Source organism: Brucella sp. LJL56, assembly GCF_054871705.1.
In genome coordinates, this window is the sequence record NZ_JBTXLQ010000001.1 from 1,024,188 (window position 1) to 1,050,486 (window position 26,299).

Here is a 26,299-nt window from a genome sequence, read left to right on the forward strand (position 1 = left end):
GCCGGGACGGGCGTATGGCTTTTTTGTTAGGCGGGATGAGCCGAGATATGCGCCAGGTGTCTGCGCCACCGCAGCGTCATCAGCACAGCGACAATGCCGAGACCGGCAGCAAGACCGAGCCAGATGCCCACACCGCCGAGTTCGAACTTGAACGCAAGTAAGGCACCCAGCGGCAACCCGACCCCCCAATACCCAAACAGGGCCAAAAACATCGGCACGCGCGTATCGCGCAATCCGCGCAACATGCCCGCGGCGACGGCCTGCGCGCCGTCAACGATCTGAAAGAGGGCCGCCAGCGCAAGGAAAGTCACGGCCAGTTCCATCACCGGCAGATTTTGCGGATCGTGCAGATCGAGGAACACGCCAATGAACAAGCGCGGTATGAGGACCATCAAGAGCCCCATCACGGCCATGAAACCGACACCGAGGAAATAGGCGCTCCAGCCAGCATAAGCAATCGCCTTGGGATGTCCAGCGCCATAGGCTCTGCCCACACGCACGGTTGCAACCTGCCCGAAACCGAGTGGCACCATGAAGCTGAGCGATGCGATCTGGATCGCCACGGCATGAGCGGCCATGGCAGTCGGGCTGATCCGGCCCATCATGACGACAGCGGCATAGAAGATGGAGGTTTCAAATACGAATGTCAGTGCCATCGGAATGCCGATGGGCCAAAGTTCGCGCAAGCGTGCCCAGTCGGGACGCCAAAAGCGACCGAACAGGTGATACCGGCGAAAACGGTGGTGACGCAGCGTGATGAATGCAAGTCCGAGGAACATCATGGTGCTTGACGCTGTGGTGGCGATACCAGCACCGTGCAGTTCCATGCGTGGGAAACCGAAGTGACCGAAAATCAGCGTCCAGCCCGCAAGCGCGTTGAAGCCGATGGCAAGTGCGGCGATCAGCAGCGTCCACATCGGTTTTTCCATGGCCGCAAAGAACGAGCGCAGGACGATGTAGCCGAGATAAGGCAACAGCGCCCATTGCAGCGTGTGCATGAAATCCGTCGAGCGGGCGGCAATATCCGGGCGTTGGCCGAGGAAGAGGAAAATCTCCTCGCAATGCCAGAGCACGATCCACACCGGGATCGCGATCATGATCGCAGTCCAGAACCCCTGACGCACGGTGCGGCGCACATCGCGCACCGAATGGCGGTTCTTGCCAAGCGCAATAGCGATCATCGGCATCACAGCCGAGACGAGCCCCATCGAGAAGATCATCAGTGTATGATAAAAGCTTGTCGCCAATAGCGCCGAAGCGAGCGTATTCGCGCCAAGACGACCGATGAAGATGACGTCGGTCGCCGTCAGCGCTGCTTGCGAAAGATTGGTGAAGATCAACGGCCAGCCAAGTTTCAGTGCCGCTGCCATCTCCCTACGCCAACGTTGCGCGCTGGTTTCGTGGGGTTCCTGAAAACCCGCATCGATTGTCCTGTCCATAGTCCGCTCCCCGAAGCACCCAGGGCCGTCAATCTGCCGGATGCTCCATTTTGTTTGAGGCCGCACCCCGGAACATCAGAGACCATGTCAATCTGAGAAGAGGCTTGGAAATACGATCATCGATCGTCCCATGCCGGCTAAGGGTGTCTATCGCTCATAAAGCGATTACGCCCCATTTTTCGGGTTGTTCAATTTCTATCGGGAACGTTGTGTATGTTCCAGAAACTGATCCGGAGCCAAGCGGGCTGCGCATCGATTTGCACAAAATTAGAGCATCATGGATATCAGACTTGCTCAAAGAAGCAACACGTCTCGAAATGGATTTTTCGCCTCCTGACAGAATGTGGAATGAAATCCTCATTCTGACGCGAAAGCGCAATTGCCCGTCCGATAAAGGATTGACGCTTGTAGCCTAACCGATAGGAATGATTGCGTTAGAGCACCGATCCGACTATATCGGATCGGTGCTCTAACTGTTTGTTTTCACGCGTATCTTATCCGAAAACCGTTTCACACTTTTCGGGATGCGCTCTGATTCCAGGAGGCGTCATGCGCAGCACCAAAGTCATCCATATTGTCGGCTGTCATGCGGAGGGCGAAGTCGGCGATGTCATCGTGGGTGGTGTCACACCGCCTCCGGGCGATACCGTCTGGGAACAATCGCGCTTCATCGCCAGTGACGAAACCTTGCGCAATTTCGTGCTGAACGAGCCGCGTGGCGGCGTGTTCCGCCACATCAATCTGCTGGTACCACCGAAAGACCCGCGTGCGCAAATGGGCTTCATCATCATGGAACCTGCAGATACACCGCCGATGTCGGGTTCGAACTCGATCTGCGTTTCGACGGTACTGCTGGATAGTGGCATCATCCCGATGCAGGAGCCGCTGACGCGCATGGTACTGGAAGCCCCAGGCGGGATCATTGAAGTGGAAGCGGAATGCCGCAACGGCAAGGCCGAGCGCATCAGTGTCCGCAACGTGCCGTCCTTTGCCGATCGTCTGGATGCATCATTGGAAGTTGAAGGACTTGGCACGATCACCGTCGATACGGCCTATGGCGGCGACAGCTTTGTCATTATAGACGCGGCGCAGATCGACATGAAGATCGAGCCGGGTCAGGCGCGCGAACTGGCCGAAATCGGTGTGAAGATTACCAAAGCCGCCAATGAGCAGCTTGGTTTCCGCCATCCTGAAAAAGACTGGAACCACATTTCCTTCTGCCAGATCACCGAGCCGGTGACGCGCGACGGTGATGTACTGACCGGCGTAAACACAGTTGCCATTCGCCCGGCCAAGCTCGACCGCTCGCCAACCGGCACCGGCTGCTCGGCACGCATGGCCGTGCTGCACGCAAAGGGCCAGATGAAGGCGGGCGAGCGCTATATCGGCAAATCCGTGCTTGGCACCGAATTCCACTGCAAGCTCGACCACGTGCTGGAGCTTGGCGGCAAACCCGCCATCAGCCCCATCATTTCCGGTCGCGCATGGGTGACTGGAACGTCGCAGCTTATGCTTGATCCCAGCGACCCGTTTCCCGGTGGATATCGTTTGTCTGACACCTGGCCCAACATGCCCTAGAGCGCGTTTCGATCTGATTGGATCAGATCAGCGCTCTAACTTCTTCTATTTCAAGCATAATCTTATCGATCCTCGTTTCACTCCGGTCGGATTATGCCTAAACAAAAAAACCCCGCCAAAGCGGGGTTTTTCACGTCTTTTATTCCGCGTTTACGCGAAGTCGAGCGCGCGGTCGCCGTCTTCATCCTTGATGCGGGATGGCAGGCCGATCTGGTTCAGGATGTGGAGGAAAGGCTTCGGGTTCAGCTCTTCCACATTGACCATCTTCTTCACATCCCACTCGCCCGATGCGATCAGGATTGCCGCTGCAACCGGCGGAACGCCAGCCGTATAAGAAATGCCCTGCGAACCCACTTCGTTATAGGCGTCCTTGTGGTCGGCAACATTGTAGATGAAGACTTCCTTTTCCTTGCCGTCCTTGGTGCCCTTGACGAAATCGCCAATGCAGGTCTTGCCGGTATAGTCAGGCGCCAGCGACGACGGATCGGGCAGCACAGCCTTGACCACCTTGAGCGGCACGACTTCCAGACCTTCAGCGGTCTTGACCGGCTGTTCGGACAGAAGGCCCAGATTGTTCAGCACCGTGAAGACATTGATGTAGTGATCGCCAAAGCCCATCCAGAAGCGCACATCGGCATTCGGATAGTTTTTCGAGAGCGAATGCACTTCATCATGGCCGGTCATATAGGCCTTGCTTGGGCCAACGACAGGCAGATCGAACGTCTGGCCAACTTCGAACATCTTGTTTGACTGCCACTGACCACCCTGCCACGAATAGACCGTGCCGGTGAATTCGCGGAAATTGATTTCCGGGTCGAAATTGGTCGAAAACCAGCGGCCATGTGAACCGGCATTGATGTCAACGATATCAATGGACTTCACTTCATCCAGATAATCGTCAGCAGCCAGACGCGCATAGGCATTGACTACGCCCGGGTCGAAGCCGATGCCGAGAATGGCGGTGATGCCCTTCTCTTCGCATTCCTGCAAGTTCTTCCATTCGTAGTTGCCATACCACGGTGGTGTTTCGCAGATCTTCTTCGGGTCTTCATGGATCGCAGTATCCATGTAAGCCACGCCCGTATCGATACAGGCGCGAAGGACCGACATATTGAGGAAGGCCGAGCCGACATTGATGACGATCTGAACGCCCGTCTTACGGATCAGAGCCTTGGTGGCTTCAATATCCAGAGCATCCAGCGCATGCGCTTCCAGTTTCACCTCGGTCTTGAGGCTCTTCTTTTCATGCACGCTATCGATAATCTTGCGGCATTTCTCAACCGTGCGGGACGCAATATGGATATCGCCCAATATGTCAGAGTTTTGCGCACATTTATGTGCAACAACCTGTGCCACGCCCCCGGCGCCGATAATGAGAACGTTCTTCTTCATTTTCTGTCGATGCTTCCTCTTCCAGCGGTTTCCCGCCATCTGTTTCTCGTCCCCGGCGCTCTCAGCCGCGGAACCTGTTTAAGTTTTACGCCGCTGAACAGTACCGCGACGCAGGGCTCAGGAGAGCGAACCCTCAAAATCCGCGTAATTAAATTCGCGGACAAGTTTGACCGTGCCATCCAGTTCACGCACGGCAATCGCAGGCATTTTCACGCCATTGAACCAGTTTTTCTTGACCATCGTATAACCGGCCGCATCTTCAAACGAGAGACGGTCGCCGATGGCCAACGGCTTGTCAAAAGTGAACTCGCCGAAAATATCGCCAGCAAGGCACGACTTGCCGCAAACCATATAGCTATGCTCGCCATTGTTCGGCGCCATCTTCGCCTTTTCGCGATAGATGAGCAGGTCGAGCATATGCGCTTCGATTGAGCTATCGACAATGGCGAGGTTCTTGCCGTTGAACAGCGTGTCGAGAACCGTCACTTCCAGCGTCGTGGTCTTGGTGATCGAGGCTTCGCCCGGCTCCAGATAGACCTGTACGCCGAACTTTTCCGAGAAAGCTTTCAGGCGCGCGCAGAATTCATCGACCGGATAGTTTTCGCCAGTGAAGTGGATGCCACCACCAAGGCTGACCCATTCAACGCGGTGCAGAAGAGAGCCGAACTTGTCTTCGATCTCCGTCAGCATCTTGTCGAAAAGACCGAAATCGGAGTTTTCGCAATTATTGTGAATCATGAAGCCGGTCACGCGGTCCATGACCTTCTCGACCTTCGCCACGTCCCATTCGCCAAGACGGCTGAACGGACGCGCCGGATCAGCAAGATCAAAGCTCGAAGAAGAAATGCCCGGATTGAGACGCAGGCCGCGCTTGATATGCGCTGCCTTGTCGGCAAAGCGTTCAAACTGGCCGATGGAATTGAAGATGATCTTGTCGGCATTGGCGATGACTTCGTCGATCTCATGATCGGCATAGGCAACGCTGTAAGCGTGGGTTTCTCCGCCAAACTTTTCATGGCCAAGACGCACTTCATTGAGCGAAGACGAAGTCGTGCCGTCCATATATTGGCTCATGAAATCGAACACAGACCATGTGGCAAAGCACTTCAGCGCCAGCAGTGCCTTGGCGCCGGATTTCTCGCGCACATAGGCAACCTTTTCCATGTTGCTCTTCAGCTTGGTCTTGTCGATCAGGTAGTAAGGCGTCTGGATCATGAGAGTTCCGGGTCGTCCAAAGGGGAAATCTGGCCTCGCCAGCAAGACTGGTTTGCCACGTTGAGGAAACACGCAAGTAGTTTCCCGAATTATTCGAAGGCTTATAGGAAGCTTGTGACAGAAACACAAATCCGCCACAGCATTATTGGGAAAAAATTTCCCAACAAGCTATCGCGGATTACTTCCTCGCCCTTGGCGGTACGCGCTTCATATAGAGCTTTTTGTGAAGATTTGAACCCCTTCCCTCTTGCTCCCCCTTGGCTGCGTTGTTTTCATTGAAAGTCTTTGTCAGGACAAATGGCTTCTGCCCGATAAGACAGCTTGCTACAGTTTCCGGAGTATCATCAATTTAATTAAACAAGCATTAGCTTGACAAATTATAAGTGCGAGCGTAGCCATTGGCTCCATGTTCGGGGCGACCTCATTCAGGCTTTCGCTCGCGCAATGACAGTCAAAGGAAAATGAAATGCAGGATCACAAGCCGACCGCCGGTTGGGGAGACCTGTTTGCAGGTAGAAACGCCATTGTTTCGCTGACGCTTGTCGGCGGCGTGGCGCTTCATGCCATCAACGTGTTCATTGCCACAACCATTTTGCCAACGGTCGTCACCGACATTGGCGGTATGGATTACTATGCATGGAACACGGCACTGTTCGTAACTGCATCCATTCTCGGTTCGGCGCTCGTGCCGCGCCTGCTTTCGCAGGCAGGCCCGCGCAGTGCCTATCTGATTGCAGCAATTATATTCGCTGCCGGAACCCTGACTTGTGGCCTCGCTCCATCAATGCCTGTCATGCTGGCGGGACGAGCGATACAAGGCCTTGGCGGCGGTTTGATGCTCTCCCTGTCCTACTCCATGATCCGCATCGTTTTCGACGAGGCGCTGTGGCCTCGCGCCATCGGCCTCGTTTCCGGCATGTGGGGCGTGGCAACACTCGTCGGTCCTGCCGTTGGCGGCATTTTTGCCGAGCTCGGCATCTGGCGCGCAGCCTTCTGGTCACTTGCTCCGGTTATCGCCGTATTCACCATCATGGCCATGACTGTGCTGCCGCGAGAATCCGGCTCCGCCGCCAGCAATGACCGGTTGGCCTGGCCTCAGCTCATCCTTTTGACTGCAGCCGTCCTTGCCGTTTCTGCCGGAAGCATTTCATCCGAACTGGTATGGAATGCCGGTGGTGTGGTGCTTGCCATCGTCTTGCTGCTGCTTCTTGCAGCGGTGGAAATGAAGGCCAGCAGGCGGATTCTTCCGAAGGGCTCGTTCAGCATCCAGAAACTCGGGGCGCTTTATCTCACGCTTGCCTTCCTCAGCGCCTCGGTGACCAGCGCGGAAGTATTCGTACCGCTTTTCTTTCAGGTGCTGCACAGCCAGTCGCCACTCGTTGCAGGATATCTGGCTGCAATCATGGGCGGTAGCTGGACACTTGGCTCCATCGGGTCATCAGGGATTGCTGCCGGGCGTACCGACCGTGTCATTCTCGCCGCCCCCGTCATGGGCGTGGCTGGCATGGTAACGCTGGCTATTCTCATTCCGGCTGGCAGCGCAGGTCATTGGTCCGATCTGCTGCCGATCTGCATCGCGCTGGCCGTGATCGGTTTCGGCGTTGGCCTGACATGGCCGCACCTGCTGACCCGCATCTTCAAACGCGCCGACGCAGAGGACCAGAATCTGGCCACCGCTTCCGTGACCATGGTACAGCTTTTCACGACAGCGCTTGGTGCCGCGCTTGCCGGAATGGTTGCCAATATGGCCGGCCTCACCAATCCCGGCGGCTTTGCCGGCACTGCGCATGCAGCGCTTTGGCTCTTCTCCGGTTTTGCCGTTCTGTCTGCACTGGCATTCCTGTCAGCCCTTGCTCTCGTTCGTAGCGCGAGACAACCTCAGCCAGCGCAATGCTGAAAGTGTATTAAGCGGTGGGCACAATAACGTAAGCACAGCGTCGCGCGCCGGCCAGAATATGCTCGGTGCGGTCTACAGATACGTCAGGGCCAAGCACGGCCCTGAATAGCTGAAGCTCCGACCGGCAGAAGCCCTGACAGGCATCGGCGGCGGCGCAGATGGGGCAATGATTTTCAATGAGAAGCCATGAGCCATCTTCGCGCTTTTCGGCATTGGCCATGTAGCCTTCTGCGGACCGGATGTCGGCGAGTTCCTTCACCCGCTGATCGAGAGACAAGTCCTTCAAGCGTGCCTGATACTGACGGCGGGTCTCGGTCTCACGATGGGCGATCAGCGTATCCAGCGCATCGTCGCCGAGAATAGTGCGCACGGAATGCAGAAGCTGCACGGTCAGATCGGCATGCGTGTCGGGAAAACGCTTGTTTCCGGCTTCAGTCAGATCCCAGAACTGCGCCGGGCGACCGACGCCCTGCGATACTGAATGCGGCGCGACAAGACCTTCCTCGGCCAGCCGCATCAATTGCTGGCGCACCGCCTCGCCGGTGGTGCCGAGATGTTCGCCAATAGCGGCGGCTGTCTGTGCACCGCGCATCTTGAGCGCGAGCATGATCTTCTCGGCGGGAGAACGTGCTCCCAATTCGTCGGTATTTAGAAAGTCATTTCTTGACATATCGCCTATTTTCGATTTAAAGAAGCATTATCTTGTTAAATTAAGCGAACCGCTCTGAATTATCAAGATAGTTATATATCAAGGAGTCCAAAATGAGCTTCACTTTGCCACCACTTCCCTTTGCGACCAACGCCCTTGAAGGCGTCGGCATGGGCACGGAAACGCTTGAGCTGCATCATGGCAAGCACCACCAGGCCTACGTGACGGCGCTCAATGGTTTTGTTGAAAAGAATGATGCGCTCAAGGGCAAGTCGCTCGAAGAAATCGTGCTCTTCGCCAAGGACAAGGCCGATCTCGCTCCGGTGTTCAATAATGCCGGCCAGCATTGGAACCACGATCTGTTCTGGCAGAACCTGTCGGCGAACGGTGGACGCCTTCCCGGCGCGCTGGAAAAGAAGATCACGCAAGATTTCGGCGGCGTCGACCAGTTCAAGGAAGCCTTCAAGACGGCGGCTGTCGGCCAGTTCGGCTCAGGCTGGGCATGGCTGGTTCTGGCCAACGACGGCAAGCTGAAGGTCACCAAGACGCCAAATGGCTCCAATCCGCTGGCAACCGGCGAAGGCAAGGCACTATTAGGGCTTGATGTCTGGGAGCATAGCTATTATCTCGATTTCCGTAATCGTCGGCCTGACTATGTAACGAACTTCCTCGACAAGCTGGCCAACTACGAATTCGCGGAAGCCACCCTGAAGGCAGCATGACGCGCTTACATTGATCGCAATCAAAGCGTTTTGCCTGCAGAGGATGCAGAACTCCACGGAGCTGCATGACTGCGGGCAAAATGCGGCAATGACCGATAAAGAGTGACCAACCGATCCATTCCATAGGCGCCGTCCTCCCAAGCGGTGCAGGAGCAAGACAGAGACAGTTCCGAAAATGAGCAGCAACTTCAATCAGGAAACCGTCACCGACATCCATCACTGGACCGACACGCTGTTTTCCTTCCGTACGACGCGCGACCCTGGTTTTCGCTTCCAGAGCGGCCAGTTCATCATGATGGGCCTGGAAGTGAACGGTAAGCCGCTCACGCGTGCCTATTCGATTGCCTCGAGCCTTTACGAGGATGGTCTGGAATTCTTCTCGATCAAGGTGCCGAACGGTCCGCTGACCTCAAAGCTCCAGCATTTGAAAGTTGGCGACCAGATCATCCTGTCCAAGAAGCCGGTCGGCACGCTGCTCTACGACAATCTGAAGCCCGGCAAGAATCTGTGGTTGCTTTCTACCGGCACCGGTCTCGCGCCATTCCTGTCGATCATCCGCGATCTGGAAGCCTATGAACGTTTCGAGAAAATCATTCTCGTTCATGGCGTGCGCCAGGTTGCAGAACTTGCCTATACGGATTTCATCTCCACCGAACTGCCACAAGATGAGTTCCTTGGCGAGATGGCCAAGAACCAGCTCATCTACTATCCGACCGTCACGCGTGAGCCTTACAAAAATCGCGGTCGTCTGACCGACCTTATTCGTTCGGGGCAACTCTTTACCGATGTCGGTCTGCCGGAGTTCAACCACGACGACGACCGCATGATGCTCTGCGGCAGCCCTGAAATGCTGGCCGAAACAAAGCAGATTCTGGAAGAGCGTGGCTTTAAGGAAGGCAGTCAAAGCGAAGCCGGACATTACGTCATCGAGAAGGCTTTCGTGGAGAAATAAGCCCGACCAAAGACGCTGGAAAACCCGTAAAGGGAGGCATCTAGCCTCCCTTTTTCTTTAAGCGTATTGCTAAGTCCGCACCGCCTGCAGGAAAAACGCTTTCACGCCCGCAACCATTTCGGCTCGGTCCATCATATCAGGATTTGAGATAATCTCATCGACTGCACCGTGGAGCGCATTGAACAGCAGCACCGCAGTCAAACGCGTATTGGCGATTTTCCATGCGCCTGCGGCATTACCATCGGTCAACAGTGCATCGAGCCGGACGATCGCCGGATTTTCCTGCTTCATGCGGCGCATAGGCGGATGGAAATCGTGAAACACCATATCGTGAAGTTTGTAATTGTCGAGATAACCGGCAATGCCCGTCTCGGCCCATACCGCCAGCTTTCTCTGCCAGTCCTTTGCCGGAAGTAGATCGAGTTCATGCTCCAATCGTTCACAGAACCCGTCGATAAAGCGCTCCCGCAAGCCAAGCAGGATATCGTCCTTGCTGCGAAAATGCAGATAGAACGTACCTTTGGCGACATCCGCCAGACGGACAATTTCATCCACGCTTGTCGCCGCGAAACCCCTTTCCAGAAAGAGGGCTTCGGCTGCAGCCATCAGTTCGTCGCGACGTATTTCCGCTGGTTTAGTGCGGGACTTGGGCTTGATGACAGTAGACGGCAAATCAATCTCCGAAACTTCAGGACGCTGCCAATTTATCCCGGATGGCCGCTCTGTCAAAATCAAGCTGATTTGGTCGAATGACCCGATCCTCCAGCCAATGCAGCGCCGCATCGACATTCGAGAATGTGCCCGCCGGAACGCGAAACAGCTTTTCGGCATCCATGCGGCTTGCCTGTTCATATACCGATTCCGGCACGATGTTCACCATGCCCAGCACCTGTTCGCGAATGCGCTGCGCATTTTGCTGGAACCATTGCTTCACTTCACGCGCCGAACCTTCTGGATGCGTCAGGGCATCCTCATCCAGAAAACGGCGGATGGCAATGAAAGGCTTTCCCACATCAAGCCACCGGTTCCAGACATCAAAGAATTCACGCGTTTCTTCCATGGTCGATACGCCCTTCGACAAGGTGACGACGTAAGGCCAGTTTTCCTTATGGTGAAGCATCACGCTTCCCTCCTGCTCGATATCTATCAAACTCGCTGCTGCGATGTTTTGAGCCGTGACGGCAATCCGGCAACCGGCACGCACACAAGCAAGCCGCTGAATCACCGCACGACTCATGACTGACTATCAGTCAGTCAATTTGTGACACAAAAATATGAATAATTCAATCATGTTTTTTGTGCGAAATCCTCGCAACAATTTGGAGAAAATCGTTGCCTCAAATGCGTAAGCCCAGCACCGCAAGGTAGACTGGGCTTGATAGCAAAACGCATTTGGAATTTGGTGGTGCGGGAGAGACTGGCTTCCACGCTGCTCAAGGCATAGAGCCTCAGTTATTCAGTTCATAGTCAAGCCCGATATCGAGGTTCGGCGCACTATGCGTGGTCCAGCCGACTGAAATCAGATCGACGCCGCTGGCAGCAACAGCCGCCACCGTTTCCGGTGTGATGCCGCCTGAAGCCTCGGAAATGGCGCGCCCGTCGATCACCGATACCGCCTCTCGCAATTGCGCAGGCGACATATTGTCGAGCAGCACCGCATCCACGCCCGCCGCCATGGCTTCATCGAGCTGCTGCACCGTATCGACTTCAACCTCGATCTTGACCATATGACCGGCACCGGCCTTGGCGCGTTCGATGGCCTCGCGCACGCCGCCTGCAACTGCGATGTGGTTGTCCTTGATCAGCACCGCATCATAGAGCGCAAAACGGTGGTTCATGCCACCGCCTGCCCTGACCGCATATTTCTGCAAGGCACGCAGCCCCGGCGTCGTCTTACGCGTACAGACGATAGAAGCCTTTGTGCCCGCAACTGCCTTCACCAGACTGGCCGTCGCTGTTGCAATACCGGACAGGTGACCGAGAAAATTGAGCGCCGTCCGCTCCCCCGCCAGGATCGAGCGGGATGAGCCGGAAACGCGGGCGACATCGGCTCCCTTTGCAAGAGACTGGCCGTCCCGTGCCAGACGTTCGAATCTGACATCCGGATCGACCAGACGAAACGCCATTTCGGCCACATCCAGCCCGGCGATGACACCCGGCTGACGCAAGCTGAACAGCATGGCCGAGTGGTGATCCTCCGGCACCACGGCATTGCTGGTAATATCGCCAGCAAGCCCCAGATCTTCAAGAAGTGCGGCGCGCACCAGCGGTTCGACGACAAGCGGAGACAAGCGCGGCAGGTTCATCATGCAGTCCTTGGAATTCGTTGAAGTAAGCGTTCGGGGGCGGCAATGTCGCGAGCAAGCGCGAATGCCGTCTCGAACGTGTGGAAGCGGCGCGTGGCCTCCGCATATTTCTGCGGGTGGTCGATACGGGCATGGCTGCCGCGCGACTCGCGCCGTTCAAATGCCGCAACCGCAGCGACCAGTGCCACGGCTGCGGCATCGTCGGTCTCCGCGAGGGGGAGAAGGGTGGTGATTGCAGAGCGCAAACCTTCTTCATCACGCAGCAGGCCAAGGTGGCTGGAAACGATGCGCCGCACCGGTTCGGGATCGGCACTCTGTGGCAGGCTGACCGGCACGGGGTGCCGCACGGTAACAGCCGCTTCACCGCAAAGGGTGCGTGCGGCGCGCAGGCCCATGGCGGCGGCTTCAAGCAGCGAGTTGCTGGCAAGCCGGTTAGCACCGTGCAGGCCGGTGCAGGCCGCTTCGCCCACGGCCCAGAGACCCGGCAGACTGCTGCGCCCGTCGGCGTCGGTCCTGATCCCTCCCATATGGTAATGCGTGGCCGGTCTAACCGGGATCAGATCGCTGGACGGATCGATGCCATGCTGTTTACAAAGCGCATCGATACCGGGAAACCGGGCTGCAAAACGCGCACCCAGAGCCGTGCGTGCATCGAGATAGACCTTGCGCCCTTGCGCGATCTCGCTGCCGATGGCGCGCGCCACCACATCACGGGGCGCAAGCTCGCGGCCCGGAATATCCGCCATGAAGCGCTCGCCGCGATCATTGACGAGGTTGGCGCCCTCCCCGCGCACCGCCTCGCTGATCAGCGGCAGACGCGGCGCCGAGACGCCAAGCGCCGTCGGATGGAATTGCACGAACTCCATATCGGCAAGCACAGCGCCTGCGCGGCCCGCCAGAGCGGCACCTTGGCCGAGATTGCCGAGCGGCGTGGTTGTTGCGTTATAAAGTCCGCCGATCCCGCCCGTCGCCAGAACCGCGGCGGTTGCTGTAACCGGGCCGACATTTTCAAGACAAGCACCGACGACACGGCCATCCTGCCGGACGAGCCGAAGGACGCGGGTGTTTTCCATGACGGTGATCGAAGGCGTCGCCAGAACTTTCGCGGCCAATACGCGCATGATGCCCGCCCCCGTCGCATCTCCATCCACATGCACAATGCGATGGCGGCTATGGGCGGCTTCCAGACCGAGTGAAAACGAACCGTCCGCCTTGCGGTCGAAGTGCACGCCATGAGCCTCAAGCGCGGCGATGACTTCCGCTCCCGCTGCAACGATTTCAGCGGCTACAGCCGCGTCGCACAGCCCATCACCTGCCGCAATCGTATCGGCCAGATGCAGCGCCGTGCTGTCATCCGCCCCGATGCTTGCGGCAATGCCGCCTTGCGCCAGCATGCTGGAACCGGACAGGCCGAGGCTTCCCGCAGTCACCAGCAAAACCGGCTGCGGAGAGAGCGTTAGCGCCGTCATCAAACCGGCAAGGCCGCTGCCGATGACGAGCACGGGGGCCGTATTCATTTTGTTTTGCCGCATGTCGTTATCGCAAAACCGGTTCCCACTTTTGCGCGACATGCTCATACCGCCAGCATCCGCTCGACAGCGCGCCTAGCAGGCTCCATCAGCGCGGCATCGACGGTCACTTCATGACGATTGTTTTCCAGCGCATCGCGAATATTGGCGAGCGTGATCCGCTTCATATGCGGGCAAAGATTACAGGGCCGAATGAACTCGACATCCGGGTGATCGACGGCAACATTGTCGCTCATCGAGCATTCGGTCAAAAGCACCACGCGCCGCGGCTTCTTCTCGCCGACATAGTCCGACATGACTGCCGTGGAACCGGCAAAATCGGCGACCGCCACCACTTCCGGCGGGCATTCGGGATGGGCCAGAACCACAACGCCGGGGTGGCTTTCGCGCAATTCGCGGATATCGTCGGGGGTGAACCGCTCATGCACCTCGCAATGGCCATGCCAGGCGAGAATTTCGACATCGGTTTCACGCGCCACATTCTGTGCCAGAAACTCGTCGGGAATCATCAGCACGCGCGGCACGCCGAGCGATTCCACTACCTTTTTGGCGTTGCCGGAGGTGCAGCAAATATCGGATGCCGCCTTCACGGCAGCCGATGTATTGACATAGGTGATGATCGGCACGCCGGGATGCGCTTCGCGCAACAGCGCCACATCTTCCGGCGTAATGCTGTCGGCCAGCGAACAGCCCGCTGCCATATCGGGGATCAGCACCGTCTTGCCTGGATTGAGCAGTTTGGCCGTTTCGGCCATAAAATGCACGCCAGCCAGCACGATCACATCGGCATCGACTTCCGCAGCCTTGCGCGCCAGCGCCAGACTGTCGCCGACAATATCGGCCACGCAATGGAAGATTTCCGGCGTCTGGTAATTATGCGCAAGGATGACGGCATTGCGCTTTTTCTTCAGCTCGAGAATGGCCGCGACATCGTCTTCGAAGCCCAGCCACTCCGCCTTGGGCAGCACCTTCGCCACGCGGTCATAGAGTTGCGAAACGGAAACATGATCGTTCATGGGTGATCTCCCGAGCACATCCATTTATACTCAATATGAGCATTTCATGTTTGCGAAGTTATACTCGATTCGAGTATATTGTCAATCGCGGGAGATTGGCAGCTTGGCTCCGGCCAGATGGCGCTCGGAAAGGGCGCGTTCCTCGACAATGGAGTAGCGGAAACGAAACAGTTTCGCCGGGCGTCCGCCGGTTTCGCTGTCGCTTTCGCCGGTTTCCTCGACGAGATCCTGCTGCTCGATCAGGCGGCGGAAATTCTGCTTGTGCAGGCGCAGACCCGCCAGCGCTTCGACCGTGCGCTGCAATTGCAGAAGCGTAAAACTGTCCGGCATCAATTCGAACACTACCGGGCGGTATTTGATCTTGGCGCGCAGCCGCGCAATTGCCGTGGCAAGGATGCGGCGATGATCGGCAAACATGGAACGGCCGTTCTCGTCTTCCTTCATCCCGGCTTCCGCCACCAAACCGGCTTCGAACAGCAGCTCATAGCGTTGCAGCACGAGGTCTTCGTTCCAGCGTCCGCCCCACTCTCCATTGTCAAAACCGAAAGTGAAGGCAATGCGCCGCATGCGCTGCGCGGTCAGTTCCAGCGTTTCAGCCCGATAGGCCCAGACAAGGAGCGCATTGTTGAGATGCTCCATGATGGCCGGTTCGCCCTGACGGTGATCTTCCCACGGCAGATAATCATACCAGCCGCGCCAGCCTGCCTGCCCCGCCGCCGCATCGCTTTCGCGCACAAGGCCGAGATAGCTGATCGAGATGATGCGTTCGCCCTGTGCGTGGCGGTCACGGTCGGCAAAGGTATAGAGCTGCTCCAGATAACCGACCGGATGTGCGGTTTCCGACTGCACCCAGGCGCGCAGACCCGATTGCAACGAACGGTGCTCGCTTTCGAACGGGCCGGATGGAAGAGCCTGTCCCTGCCGCACGGTCATGACGCGCGGCTGTTCGCTGGTCACGGCGGCCAGCACGGCAATCAGTTCGGTATGGGCAATATCGTCGGTCACGGCAACTCCGGAAAACACTTCCGACATTGAACGCGATTGACGAATAAATACAAGGCGCTACCGCCATACGGCACAGCTTTTGCTACTCAAGCTTTCGGTTTCGCGCCGAAAACATGCTCCGGCCCCGGAAATGTGCGCGCCCGCACCTCTTCGGCATAGGCTTTCGCCGCATCAGACACCTGCGGCGCCAGTTGCGCAAAGCGCTTCACGAAGCGCGGCGTGAAATCCTGAAACAGTCCCAGCATGTCATCTGAAACCAGTATCTGTCCGTCGCAGGCTGCAGACGCGCCGATGCCGACGGTCGGGATGGTGAGCGATGCGGTGATCTCACGCGCCAGCGGCTCGACTGTGCCTTCAATCACCAGCGCAAACACACCGGCATCGGCAATAGCCTGCGCATCGCGACGAATACGGTCGGCCTCATCGTCACCGCGCCCGAGCGAGCGGAAGCCGCCAACCGTGTTGACCTGTTGCGGCATCAGGCCGACATGACCGAACACCGGAATGCCGCGCCGGACAAGAAAATCGACCGTTTCGGCCATTTCCTCGCCGCCTTCAAGTTTCACACCGTCGCAGCCGGTTTCCTGCATAACGCGGGCTGCATTGCGAAAAGCCTGCTCCTTCGATTCCTGGTAGGAGCCGAACGGCATATCGACGATGACACAGGCCGTCTCGGCCCCGCGCATCACCGCCTGCCCGTGCGCGATCATCATGTCGAGCGTTACGGCAAGGGTGGAATCCATGCCGTAAAGCACCATGCCGAGCGAGTCCCCCACCAGCAGCAGGTCGCAATGCGGATCGAGCAGCCGCGCAATCGGTGTCGTATAAGCGGTCAGGCTGACGATGGGGCGTTCACCCTTCAGGGCCGAAATGGCCTTGGGCGTCAGTCGCTTCTGTTTGACGGGTGCGCTCATCTCAGGCCGCCCGTTCCTGCGCGACATGCGCAATGACGCGATTATCCAGAAGCCGCGTCGTGCCAAGCCGCACGAACAGCGCAATCAGCACTGGCCGCCCCTGCACCGCCGTCAGGCGCTCCAGCGTTTCGGGGTCACGCAGCGCCACAACTTCCGGCGTCGCCAGCGGTTCTGTGGCGATATAGGCGCGAATTGCCGCTTCCAGCGCATCGGGATCATCTATACCGGCGCGATAAAGCCGCTCGGCCTCGTCGAGCGCCTTCGGCACGATGATGGCGGCGGCGCGCTGTTCCGGCGACAGATAGACATTGCGGGACGAACAGGCGAGCCCGTCATCCTCCCGCACCGTCTCCACACCGACCACACGCACCGGAATAGCCATATCCTCCACCATGCGGCGGATGATGACGAGCTGCTGAAAATCCTTTTCGCCGAAATAGGCTGCGTCCGCGCCGACGATGTTGAAGAGCTTGCTGACCACTGTTGCGACACCAGCAAAGTGGCCGGGGCGCGCCTCGCCTTCCATCTGGTTGCCGAGGGTTGGCACATCCACCACGGTCTGCATCGGGCGCGGATACATGGCGCTGACGGCAGGCGCGAAGAGGTAATCGACATTTGCCCCGCGCAGCAGAGCCGCATCGCGCTCCAGATCGCGCGGATATTTGTCGAGATCTTCATTCGCGCCGAATTGCAGCGGATTGACAAAAATCGACACGACGGTCACGTCGTTGTCGGCGCACGACCGATGAACAAGCTCCAGATGGCCTTTGTGAAGATAGCCCATGGTCGGCACGAAGCCGACCCGCTTGCCCGCGCGACGCGCAGGCGCCAGAGCCTGACGCAATTCCTCAATGGTGCGGATGATCTGCATGAGGTCCTCCTCGCGGCCCGAATTTGTTGGCCGCGAGTCCTACAGCGTCAGCTCAAATATGACAACTCCTAGCGCTTACTGGGTCGGGATCGTCACCGCACCAACCGTATTGCCGACAGCGCGACCGAAGCGATCGATCTGCTCGTCATAGGTTTTGCGTGTGTTTGGATCGAACACGGCAATCGGCGCCGTCACGACCAGTGACGCAGCAGTACCGACACCCTGTGCAGTCCCCATGGCGACTGCACCCAGACGATCTCCAAGACCGACTTGCGAATCCGTGATCGTCTGACCAGCAACGAGACGCTGACCGATGAGCTGCACGACCTCCGGACTGGAGGCGAATTTACCATGGTTGAGCCTATCGCCCGACTTAAGCTTGGTGAGATCGATGACGGTAATGCCTGCTTTTTCAAGCTCGGAGCGATACGGCTCGATTGACGGATCAATCTGGCCGAGACGGTCGATATTGCCGGAAATGCGTCGTGACAAGGCGAGTGCCTTGTCGTCCCGGGATGTAAAGAGGGTGAAACGCGGATGCGGCTTGCCCATGGCAAGAAACTGTTTCGAGAACACGTCGACGTCGAGATCGGGCGAAGCCAGAATGACATCTGTAATCTTGGTATTCACGCGACCGTCGCGGATCGCCATCTGACGCAGGGCCTCCACCGTTAGCCAGCTACCCATCGAGTGCGCCATGACGGTAATGTCCTTGACCTCCGGCTCGCGAGCAATGGCGCGCAGAATCTGCTCCAGCGCATCACGGGAATAATTCGTGCTTTCCTTGTCGTAATTGTAGTCGAACACGCTGGCGCGCGACGGCCAGGTGAAGATCACCGGCGCAACATCGGCCCCGGAATCGTGCACGATCTGGGCAAAGCGATAGACGGAATCCTCGAATGTATTGTTGAAACCGTGCACGAACACCATCACGCGGCGGCTCTTGGTGAGATGCGGACGGACCCAGCCTGCCATCTCCACATCGGTCTTGACCGGTGTCACGCTGACGGTCGTGAAATCCTTCTGCGGATTGGGCGGGAGCTTCTTCGGCCACTGCACTTCACCCGCCTTGCGGTTCTTTTCCGGCGGAATGGACACGACGATCTCGTTGAGCGACACAAGCTTGTCGCGTTCGCCGGAGAAAAGTATGCCAGGATTATCGGACGGGCGGCGCGTGGTCGCAACGACAAGATTTACCTTCGTCGTGCCGGGGGAAACAGCATCACCGACAGGGATAAGCACGCCTTCAGGCCGACTGGCGCAACCGACAAGCAGAGACAAAAGCACAAGCAATGCAGGGGCAGTCCGAGAAAAAACGCGCCGCAAAACCAAACTCCCCTCAAAGCTACGCCAACAGGTCTCTTACACCCGAATTTTGAGGGTTAATATATTCTTTACATGAAACGTTCTGCCAAGCCCCAATTATCCACCATTGTCGGAACGCAACGCGATTGCGGCTTATGGGTTACACACTGTTCAACAGGTGATACTTTCCTCACGATCAGCCCAGACCGATATATCCGCCAACAGCAACTCCGTTTCTGAAGGAGGCACAATATGGCTTTGGAACTGACAGGGCTGCACCATCTGACAGCCATTACGGCCGACGCGCCCGGCAACCGGCGCTTCTACACCGACACGCTCGGGCTCCGGCTCGTCAAAAAGACGGTCAATCAGGACGACACCAGCGCCTATCATCTGTTCTACGCAGACGGGTTGGCATCGCCCGGCACGGACATCACCTTTTTCGACTGGCCTGTGCAACGTGAGCAGCGCGGCACCAACAGCGTCGCCCGCACTGGTTTGCGTGTCAACGGTGTCGAAGGTCTCGAGTGGTGGCGAAAGCACCTGAACGATAAAGGCGTCCAGACAGGCGATATTTTCGAAGTTGCCGGGCGGGCCGTTCTCGACTTCGAGGACCCCGAAGGGCAGCGCCTGCGCCTGACCGATGACGGCGGAGCGGGTGAAGCCCATAGTTGGGACCGGAGTCCGGTCCCAACGGAAAGACAGATCAGGGGCCTTGGACCGATCACGCTCAGTGTTCCCGAACTGGCGCCGACCCAGATCATTCTGGAAAAGGTCATGAATATGCGTCAAACCGGCGATTACGTCTCGCCCGATGGCGAAGGCCATGTCCATGTCTTCTCCATGGGTCCGGGCGGTGCTGCAGCCGAACTGCATGTCGCCGTGCAGCCGAACTTGCCTACTGCATGGCAGGGTGCGGGAGCGGTGCACCACGTCGCATTCCGCACGCCGGATCAGGAAAGCATGCAGGAATGGGTCGACCGCCTGCGGTCCGTCCGCATGCCGTCAAGCGGCGAAGTCGAACGCTACTATTTCCGCTCGCTCTATTTCCGCGAGCCGAACGGTATCCTGTTCGAGATCGCTACCGATGGGCCGGGCTTTGCAGTCGATGAACCTCTCGAAAGCCTTGGTGAAAGCCTATCGCTTCCACCTTTCCTCGAGGGAAAACGTGAAGCCATCGAGCAAAACCTGAAACCGCTTGATTAATACAATAAGGGCTGCGGAGAATTCCGCAGCCCTTATCATTCATAGCTTATCCCGAAGCCAGTCGCTGGCGATGCGGATATCTTCGTCGATGAGCGCATGCCCGGCTTCAACCGTGCAGATCGTGAGAGTGGCCCCATCTTCTCTCAGGACTTTTTCCAGCGTTCCATTCGAATCCCCAAAAGGATCGGAAGTGCCGTTCATCAGGAGCACTGAAGCATCCGACAAATCTGCACCGTCGGGCTGTTCTTTCAGAACCTCCTGACCGCGCAGAAGCACTGCCATGCGAACCACATGCGGATGCAAACGCATGAAGGCCGCCAGCAGATTTGCACCGTTGGAGTTCCCGATAAAAGCCGTCCGCTTCAAATCGATACCATAAGCGGCGGTGGCACCTTCCACAAAAGCCTCGAATGCCTGTGCTTCAAAACGGATATCGGCCTGATCGAACTTTTTCAGGTCGAAGCGGCGAAACCAGCGCTGGATGCCCTCTTCCGTACTGCGTCCACGTACGCCCAGAAGTGTCGCGCGCGGCGCGGCCTTACGGGCGAAAGGCATCAGGTCGTTTTCATTCCCGCCGGTACCATGCAGAAGCACCAGCGTACTGCCATCCGGCTCTTCCGGCTGGTGTATCCGGTGAACAAAAGGCAGATCGCGATAGATGATGCGCTCCTCGCCCGGCAAAGCGAATTGCGGCATCCGTGCCCGGATAGCATCCGCCTTTTCTTCATTGCCCGGCGGTACGAACAAGGACCGGCCCAGTTTTTCAACCGGCTCGTCTATTGTGAAGCCCGGTGCATCGGTTGCAAATTCGAACAGTGTTCCGCCCGGCTCGCGAACATAGAGCGACGTGAAATATTTACGGTCGTGCACATTGACGGCGCTGGAGTTGAGCTTCGAAAGCTCCTTCTCCGCCGTTTCCACTTCGCCGGTATCGGCGGCACGGAAAGCGACATGGTCGGCAATGCCGGTACCGGGAATACCTGGCCAGAAGCCGCTCGCATCGCGAACGTCGATGACATCGCCGGAATCCGACAGAAGACGGTCTATCGTGCCTTCTTTCGCCGAAAATTTGAAACCGAAATAGCGTTCAATGAAACCTGCGGTCTGTTCTGGAGCTTCAGATAGAATGGTCGCGGCCCGTAAACGCCTGACGGCGAAAACTGCGGGAATGCCTTCGCTTTCCCACGCATCGTTGGCGGCTAGATCGCAGCCGACCAGTTTGACGATCACACCGTCTGGATCGCGCAGGCGCAATACAGGTTCGCCGAACTCCTGAACCGGCCCTTCGGATGGCACATGGTAACGCAAGGCGCGTTCGAGCCAGAAACCGATGGCGGTGCGATCAATGGCAAGTGCAATTTCACTGACTTGGCCATGGCCGACACGCCCCTTGGCACCATCTTCCCACACCAGAAAGGTGATCAGTGATCCAGGTGTGCCCGAACGGTCGCCATAGAACAGATGTAGCTGTTCAGCATCTTCGAAGCCACCCGTTTGCTTGACGAGGCGCAGCCCCAGAAAGCCGGCATAAAAGTCGACGTTCGCCTGCACTTTTCGGGTGATAAGGGTGATGTGGTGGATGCCGCTTGTCATAGGCACTTTCTCCCCGATTCATAAGTTAAACTCAGAGATAGAGCAGATGACACGGGTTGCCTATGGGGCTGCGCGGTTACGCATTGTCAACGCAGGGAAACGAGATCGAAACAGGATAAAGGGGAGTAGAAAAAGAAAAAGGCCGCGCGGGAGGAGGATGCGCGGCCTGATCTTGAATACGGCTTGGGAGGAGGAGTGCCGTATTCGTTATCGAGTTCTGGGAGGAGGAGTGAACTCGATGAACAAATGTTTACCCGGCGACTCCTTCTGCAGCAACGGCCATTAATGCATATCAGTTATGCAAAGACGTTGACGCTCAAGAAAAAGGCAAGATAGCCAACACAGAAAACGCCCGGAAACCGGACGCTTTTAATGGGAGGATCGTTTGTAAAATCAATTCTTTACAAAAGGTGGGCAATCAACGGTGCGGCAAGCACATTCACCAGACCGACAAGCACCATGACCAATCCGGCAATCGAACCTTCCTCACTGCCGATCTGGTGAGCCTTGGCCACGCCTGCACCATGCGCACCCATGCCAAAAAGGGCTCCGCGTGCCAAAGCCGAGCGGATCGGCAACCAGTTGAGCATCACTTCACCGAGGGCCGCCCCGAATACGCCGGTCAACACCACAAAGATTGCAGTGAGATCGGGAGTACCACCAATATCGCCCGAGACGGTCATCGCAAACGGCGTGCTCATTGAGCGGGGCATCAGGCTAAGGCTGATTGCTTCATTAAGACCCAGCAGATGCGCCAGACCCCATGCCGAAGCCATGGCAGACGAACTTCCGACGACCACACCCGCCAGCAACACCGGCCAGTAGCGGCGGATCGTTGCGCGCTGCTGGTAAATCGGGATCGCAAAAGCAACCGTAGCAGGCCCAAGCAGTGCGACCAGCCAATGGGTGGCGCTGAAATAGCCGCGATAGTTTTGGTTGAGCCCGATGACCAGCGCCATCAGCAACAATGGCGTAACGGCGAGCGGCGTCAGCCACCACATGGGAAAGCGGCGGTAGACGCGCTTGGCGGCAAGATAAAGCAGGATCGTTGCGGCAGACCAGAAAAGTGTCGCTACAAGCGGGTTACTTAGCGACATAACGCAAACTCCAGCGGTAGCAAAGATCAACCGTCAATGCAGTGACACTCATGACCGTCAACGTACCCAGCAAAATCACAGCCATAATTTTCAGGCCAAGCAGCCCGATCAGCTCCTGATGTTCGAGAACTGCAAGGACCGCAGGAACGAAGAAAAGCAGCATCTCTGCCAAAAACCATTCTGCGCCACGCTTCATGCTGAACAGACTGATACGGCCGCTCAAAAGCAAGGCCAGCACCAGCGCCATGCCGACAATGCCGCCTGGAAGTGGCAAGCCGACCAGTCGGACGAAAAGCTCACCCGCCAACCAGAAGCCAACCAGCGTCGCGATCTGCATCAGACGGCTGTGATGCAGTGCGTAACGAAACCGGATCAAAAGGCTGTGGGCGTTCATGTGCTTTTCCAATGGGGACTTATGCATTTTCATCGGTGAATATAGGCCCTTGGGCACTATTCTAGAAATGAATTGATTTCATTGCAGCTATTCCGTAATAGAATGGCTCATGAACTTGCGCAGCTTCCAGGCCTTTGTCGAAGTGGTGCGGCAAGGCGGGTTCTCCGCCGCCGCGAAAACCATCAACGCGACCCAGTCGACCGTCAGCAAGGCCGTCAGGCAGCTTGAAGACGAACTGGGGCTGGTTTTGCTGGATCGCGAAATCTCGCCCTCCCGCCTCACCACAGCCGGTGAGATTGTCTTTCGTCGCGCGGTTGCCATGCTGGCGGAAAAGGACGACATGCTGGGCGAGTTGGGCGAATTGCGCGGTCTCAAGCGCGGCCTCCTGAAACTCGGCCTGCCCCCCATCGGGTCCAGCGTGCTTTTCGCCCCCGTCTTCGCGGCATACACCAAGCTTTATCCCGATATCGACATTCAACTGGTTGAGCACGGCAGCAGAAGGCTGGAGGAACTGCTGCTTGCCGGAGATGTAGAACTCGCGGCTTCGCTTCTGCCCGTCGAAGACAGCTTCGAATGCCAGGACGTGCGATGCGAACCGGTTGTGGCACTGCTTCCGACAAACCACGCGCCTGCGCATGGCGACGGCGTTTCGCTGCAGGATATTGCCAGCTTGCCGTTCATCCTTTTCGAGAGCGGCTTTGCCCTCAATCATATCGTCCTTGATGCATGTCGTTCGCATGGGTTCTCTCCAAACGTTGCGGTCCGCTCAAGTCAGATCGACTTCATCGTTGAACTTGTAGCGGCAGGCATGGGTATCGGCTTCCTGCCGAGAATGATCGCGGAACAGCGGCATCACCCAGGCGTGTGCATCCACAGGATCAAAGGCGCCGATGTGAACTGGCATTTGGCGCTGATCTGGCGAAAAGGCGCATTCCTGTCTCACGCCGCTCGTGCCTGGCTCGAGCTGAGTAAAGCCGGGACCGGCACCGCATCGTCTTGAAACGTCCGCCCCGTCGCCTATCTCAAATAGATATACCGACTGAATTAAGTGCCCTTGGCACCTCTTCAGCCATAAGCCCGTGAGTAGAACATTGCTCTACCCACCCGTTTCAAAGCGCATGACGCCTGAAACCCCGACGGATTTCTGCTCTGCGCTTCATCAGAAGGAGGCTATGATGGAAGGTCAGGTTATATTCTATAAGGATGACAGGATCCTCTACCGGCACCATATCGACGTGCAGGAAGACGATTTTTCAAAGGGCGTAAATGATGCGCTCATTGCCTTTCAGCGCAATTATGCAGGCTTCGACCTCGCAGGCGACGATATTCACATCCGCTTCAAGAAGCCGGGTGACGCATAGGCATTAGAGGGTCTGGCGGATCGAAGCAGGGCCGGTTCCCGAAACGAGGAAACGGCCCTTACCTGCTGGTTCAAGCAAAAGCCGCTTCGCGTGCGACACGATGAATATCGGCGCGCGAAAGTCCGAGATCATAAAGTTCGCGGTCAGTACAACCACTCAGTTCACGAATATTTTCGCGATACTGCATCCAGCGGTGGAAATGGGTACGAAGATTCATGGCGGTATCCCCTTTTTTATCTTCCTCCCAATGAAGAGCTTCCGCCTTTCTCCGTCTTTTGAGAAGTGCGTATCCTGCATAGCTGCCGTGAGGGTTGCGAAATCCTAGCATTTTTCCCGGATTTCCAGTCTCCCCCCAACAGAACAACCTCCCGCTATTGTAATCATTCTGTAATTCTAATTTAGATATACCTACTATGTCGAAACTGGCACCGATTCATTCTCATCAGAGTTGGAGTGCATGAAGAAGACATTGATCATCGTCGGTAACGCGCCTTTGCCGCGCGATCTTTCCGCCGAAGTGGATGCGGCGGATTTCGTTGTCCGCTTCAATGAACCCAAGCAATCCATCGGCATGAGCGGCACCCGGACGGATCTTTTGATGCTGGCAACCTCCAGCAAGCCGATGCAGCGGCGACTACGCGATCCAGGCTTCGTGCAGACACCGACTTTCAAGGCAGCGAAGGAAGTGATGCTCGCTTATCATCCGAGCATCATCCGCGAGTATCATCCGGGTCCGAATTTCCTCTCTCGTCTCAAGGGACGGCGCGGCGACTGGACAATGCAAACCATCGAAGTTGTCGGCTCTGCCGGCAAGGAAATCCGGATAATGCCGCCCCAATTCTATCTGGCCGGATGCAAAGAGCTGGGTGTAACCGATGAGAATATAAGCAAAGCCTTTCCAAGCACCGGCTTTTTTGGCATCTGGTACATGCTCGGAAAATGTCCGGAGGAAAGCTGGGACGTGCAAATCTGCGGCTTTACCTGGGAAGGCTGGAAACGCCACACCTGGGGAGACGAACGCAGTTGGGTTGAACAGAAAGTCCAATCCGGACGTATCAGCCTTATCCAGTAATCCGGCGCCATCACTATGTTTCCGGCAGAAAACGTGGGGACGATCACGACACAATCTCTTAGAGGAGCTTATGAATGAGTGAACCGTTACGCATTTTCATCGGATGGGATTCTCGCGAGCCCATCGCATATGAAGTCGCCAAAGCATCCGCATTGAAGCATTCCTCTATCCCGCTTGAGATCGTGCCGATCAAATTGCAGGACCTTGTCGATCAAGGGGCCTACACACGGGAAGTCGATCCACTGGCATCGACGGAATTTACCTATTCGCGGTTTTTCACGCCATGGCTCGCGGGCTACAAAGGGTGGGCACTTTTCTGCGATTGCGACTTTCTTTTCCTTGGCGATATTGCTGGCCTCCAATCTTATAATGATCCTTCGAAGGCCGTTTATTGCGTTCAGCACGACTATCAACCCAAGGACAGCGTGAAGATGGATGGCAAGGTGCAGACCAGCTATCCGCGCAAGAACTGGTCTTCCTGCATGTTGTTCAACTGCGAGCACCCCTCGACGCGCAAGCTGACGCCGGAGCTGATCAATCGCGAAACCGGCGCGTATCTGCACCGCATGCAGTGGGCTGCCGATGATGAAATCGGCGCATTACCGACGGATTATAACTGGCTGGAAGGTTGGAACGAGAAGCCGAAAACCGGGCTGCCGAAAGTCGTGCACTATACGCGTGGCGGGCCATGGTTCAAGGATTGGCAGAATGTCGACTACGCCGATTTGTGGCGGGCAGAAGCCGATAGCGTCGAGCCGGGCTGGAAGCCGGTCTGATCTGCAAAAT

26 protein-coding genes are annotated in these 26,299 nt (G+C 57.1%); 9 read left to right on the top strand and 17 right to left on the bottom strand.

Annotated elements, in window-relative coordinates; all coding sequences use genetic code 11:
* Window positions 1–26 precede the first annotated feature (26 nt).
* Complete coding sequence (locus ACYSN1_RS05050; protein WP_461724660.1) at window positions 27–1,439, bottom strand: MATE family efflux transporter; 1,413 nt, start codon at window positions 1,437–1,439, stop codon at window positions 27–29.
* Window positions 1,440–1,988: 549 nt separating this feature from the next.
* Here ACYSN1_RS05050 and ACYSN1_RS05055 point away from each other — a divergent pair.
* Complete coding sequence (locus tag ACYSN1_RS05055; RefSeq protein WP_461724661.1) at window positions 1,989–3,017, top strand: trans-3-hydroxy-L-proline dehydratase; 1,029 nt, start codon at window positions 1,989–1,991, stop codon at window positions 3,015–3,017.
* A gap of 150 nt (window positions 3,018–3,167) precedes the next feature.
* Here the strand turns inward: ACYSN1_RS05055 and ACYSN1_RS05060 are convergent, their stop codons facing one another.
* Together ACYSN1_RS05060 and nspC are read right to left on the bottom strand one after the other, a co-directional pair.
* Window positions 3,168–4,409, bottom strand: a complete 1,242-nt coding sequence (locus ACYSN1_RS05060) for a saccharopine dehydrogenase family protein (RefSeq protein ID WP_461724662.1) — start codon at window positions 4,407–4,409, stop codon at window positions 3,168–3,170.
* A 117-nt stretch (window positions 4,410–4,526) separates the two neighbouring features.
* On the bottom strand, window positions 4,527–5,624 hold the full coding sequence (gene nspC / locus ACYSN1_RS05065; protein WP_461724663.1) for a carboxynorspermidine decarboxylase: 1,098 nt from the start codon (window positions 5,622–5,624) through the stop codon (window positions 4,527–4,529).
* Window positions 5,625–6,090: 466 nt separating this feature from the next.
* Between nspC and ACYSN1_RS05070 the strand changes: the two genes are divergently transcribed.
* Entirely contained in the window at window positions 6,091–7,521 is a 1,431-nt protein-coding gene (locus tag ACYSN1_RS05070) for an MFS transporter (protein WP_461724664.1), read from the top strand.
* A gap of 7 nt (window positions 7,522–7,528) precedes the next feature.
* On the opposite strand, the gene ACYSN1_RS05075 is transcribed toward ACYSN1_RS05070, so the two are convergent.
* Window positions 7,529–8,128 (bottom strand): helix-turn-helix transcriptional regulator, encoded by a 600-nt coding sequence (locus tag ACYSN1_RS05075; RefSeq protein WP_461725282.1) that lies wholly within the window; start codon window positions 8,126–8,128, stop codon window positions 7,529–7,531.
* A 155-nt stretch (window positions 8,129–8,283) separates the two neighbouring features.
* Between ACYSN1_RS05075 and ACYSN1_RS05080 the strand changes: the two genes are divergently transcribed.
* Together ACYSN1_RS05080 and ACYSN1_RS05085 are read left to right on the top strand one after the other, a co-directional pair.
* Window positions 8,284–8,892, top strand: coding sequence for a superoxide dismutase (locus ACYSN1_RS05080; protein ID WP_461724665.1), 609 nt, complete (start codon window positions 8,284–8,286; stop codon window positions 8,890–8,892).
* Window positions 8,893–9,067: 175 nt separating this feature from the next.
* On the top strand, window positions 9,068–9,844 hold the full coding sequence (locus ACYSN1_RS05085) for a ferredoxin--NADP reductase (protein ID WP_140020140.1): 777 nt from the start codon (window positions 9,068–9,070) through the stop codon (window positions 9,842–9,844).
* A 69-nt stretch (window positions 9,845–9,913) separates the two neighbouring features.
* Here ACYSN1_RS05085 and ACYSN1_RS05090 read toward each other — a convergent pair whose 3' ends face one another.
* The 9 genes from ACYSN1_RS05090 to ACYSN1_RS05130 all read right to left on the bottom strand — a co-directional run bounded on the left by ACYSN1_RS05090 (window position 9,914) and on the right by ACYSN1_RS05130 (window position 18,817).
* Window positions 9,914–10,516 (bottom strand): TetR/AcrR family transcriptional regulator, encoded by a 603-nt coding sequence (locus ACYSN1_RS05090; RefSeq protein ID WP_461724666.1) that lies wholly within the window; start codon window positions 10,514–10,516, stop codon window positions 9,914–9,916.
* Window positions 10,517–10,532: 16 nt separating this feature from the next.
* On the bottom strand, window positions 10,533–10,964 hold the full coding sequence (locus ACYSN1_RS05095; protein ID WP_461725283.1) for a hypothetical protein: 432 nt from the start codon (window positions 10,962–10,964) through the stop codon (window positions 10,533–10,535).
* 328 nt (window positions 10,965–11,292) lie between these two features.
* On the bottom strand, window positions 11,293–12,150 hold the full coding sequence (nadC, locus tag ACYSN1_RS05100; protein ID WP_461724667.1) for a carboxylating nicotinate-nucleotide diphosphorylase: 858 nt from the start codon (window positions 12,148–12,150) through the stop codon (window positions 11,293–11,295).
* Window positions 12,150–13,667: an L-aspartate oxidase gene (locus tag ACYSN1_RS05105; protein WP_461724668.1), complete on the bottom strand. Its 1,518-nt coding sequence runs from the start codon at window positions 13,665–13,667 to the stop codon at window positions 12,150–12,152. Before ACYSN1_RS05105 ends, nadC begins: the two co-directional genes overlap by 1 nt.
* Window positions 13,668–13,723: 56 nt before the next feature.
* Window positions 13,724–14,695, bottom strand: coding sequence for a quinolinate synthase NadA (gene nadA / locus ACYSN1_RS05110; protein WP_461724669.1), 972 nt, complete (start codon window positions 14,693–14,695; stop codon window positions 13,724–13,726).
* Between the two features lie 81 nt (window positions 14,696–14,776).
* A complete protein-coding gene (locus ACYSN1_RS05115; RefSeq protein WP_461724670.1) occupies window positions 14,777–15,727 on the bottom strand; it encodes an NUDIX hydrolase in 951 nt (316 codons plus the stop codon).
* Between the two features lie 59 nt (window positions 15,728–15,786).
* A complete protein-coding gene (gene panB / locus ACYSN1_RS05120; protein WP_461724671.1) occupies window positions 15,787–16,614 on the bottom strand; it encodes a 3-methyl-2-oxobutanoate hydroxymethyltransferase in 828 nt (275 codons plus the stop codon).
* Between the two features lies 1 nt (window position 16,615).
* Complete coding sequence (gene panC / locus ACYSN1_RS05125) at window positions 16,616–17,485, bottom strand: pantoate--beta-alanine ligase (RefSeq protein ID WP_461724672.1); 870 nt, start codon at window positions 17,483–17,485, stop codon at window positions 16,616–16,618.
* A 75-nt stretch (window positions 17,486–17,560) separates the two neighbouring features.
* Entirely contained in the window at window positions 17,561–18,817 is a 1,257-nt protein-coding gene (locus ACYSN1_RS05130) for an alpha/beta hydrolase (RefSeq protein WP_461724673.1), read from the bottom strand.
* Between the two features lie 225 nt (window positions 18,818–19,042).
* Between ACYSN1_RS05130 and ACYSN1_RS05135 the strand changes: the two genes are divergently transcribed.
* Window positions 19,043–19,996: a ring-cleaving dioxygenase gene (locus ACYSN1_RS05135; RefSeq protein WP_461724674.1), complete on the top strand. Its 954-nt coding sequence runs from the start codon at window positions 19,043–19,045 to the stop codon at window positions 19,994–19,996.
* A 39-nt stretch (window positions 19,997–20,035) separates the two neighbouring features.
* Here ACYSN1_RS05135 and ACYSN1_RS05140 read toward each other — a convergent pair whose 3' ends face one another.
* The 3 genes from ACYSN1_RS05140 to ACYSN1_RS05150 form a co-directional block, all read right to left on the bottom strand.
* Window positions 20,036–21,589: a VOC family protein gene (locus ACYSN1_RS05140; protein WP_461724675.1), complete on the bottom strand. Its 1,554-nt coding sequence runs from the start codon at window positions 21,587–21,589 to the stop codon at window positions 20,036–20,038.
* Window positions 21,590–21,990: 401 nt separating this feature from the next.
* The gene (locus ACYSN1_RS05145) at window positions 21,991–22,686 is read right to left on the bottom strand and encodes an LrgB family protein (RefSeq protein WP_105541068.1); all 696 of its coding nucleotides are present in this window, start codon (window positions 22,684–22,686) and stop codon (window positions 21,991–21,993) included.
* Window positions 22,673–23,080 carry a CidA/LrgA family protein gene (locus ACYSN1_RS05150; RefSeq protein ID WP_104756123.1) on the bottom strand — a complete coding sequence of 136 codons (408 nt, stop codon included), beginning with the start codon at window positions 23,078–23,080 and terminating at the stop codon, window positions 22,673–22,675. Before ACYSN1_RS05150 ends, ACYSN1_RS05145 begins: the two co-directional genes overlap by 14 nt.
* Window positions 23,081–23,189: 109 nt before the next feature.
* On the opposite strand from ACYSN1_RS05150, the gene ACYSN1_RS05155 reads away from it, so the two are divergent.
* Both ACYSN1_RS05155 and ACYSN1_RS05160 read left to right on the top strand, forming a co-directional pair.
* The gene (locus tag ACYSN1_RS05155; RefSeq protein WP_461724676.1) at window positions 23,190–24,080 is read left to right on the top strand and encodes a LysR family transcriptional regulator; all 891 of its coding nucleotides are present in this window, start codon (window positions 23,190–23,192) and stop codon (window positions 24,078–24,080) included.
* 175 nt (window positions 24,081–24,255) lie between these two features.
* Entirely contained in the window at window positions 24,256–24,441 is a 186-nt protein-coding gene (locus ACYSN1_RS05160) for a hypothetical protein (protein ID WP_140020154.1), read from the top strand.
* A gap of 70 nt (window positions 24,442–24,511) precedes the next feature.
* Here ACYSN1_RS05160 and ACYSN1_RS05165 read toward each other — a convergent pair whose 3' ends face one another.
* Window positions 24,512–24,658, bottom strand: a complete 147-nt coding sequence (locus ACYSN1_RS05165) for a DUF1127 domain-containing protein (RefSeq protein WP_140020365.1) — start codon at window positions 24,656–24,658, stop codon at window positions 24,512–24,514.
* Window positions 24,659–24,898: 240 nt separating this feature from the next.
* On the opposite strand from ACYSN1_RS05165, the gene ACYSN1_RS05170 reads away from it, so the two are divergent.
* Window positions 24,899–25,513: a glycosyltransferase family 29 protein gene (locus ACYSN1_RS05170; RefSeq protein WP_461724677.1), complete on the top strand. Its 615-nt coding sequence runs from the start codon at window positions 24,899–24,901 to the stop codon at window positions 25,511–25,513.
* A 74-nt stretch (window positions 25,514–25,587) separates the two neighbouring features.
* Window positions 25,588–26,289 (top strand): glycosyltransferase, encoded by a 702-nt coding sequence (locus tag ACYSN1_RS05175; protein ID WP_461724678.1) that lies wholly within the window; start codon window positions 25,588–25,590, stop codon window positions 26,287–26,289.
* Window positions 26,290–26,299: the final 10 nt, after the last annotated feature.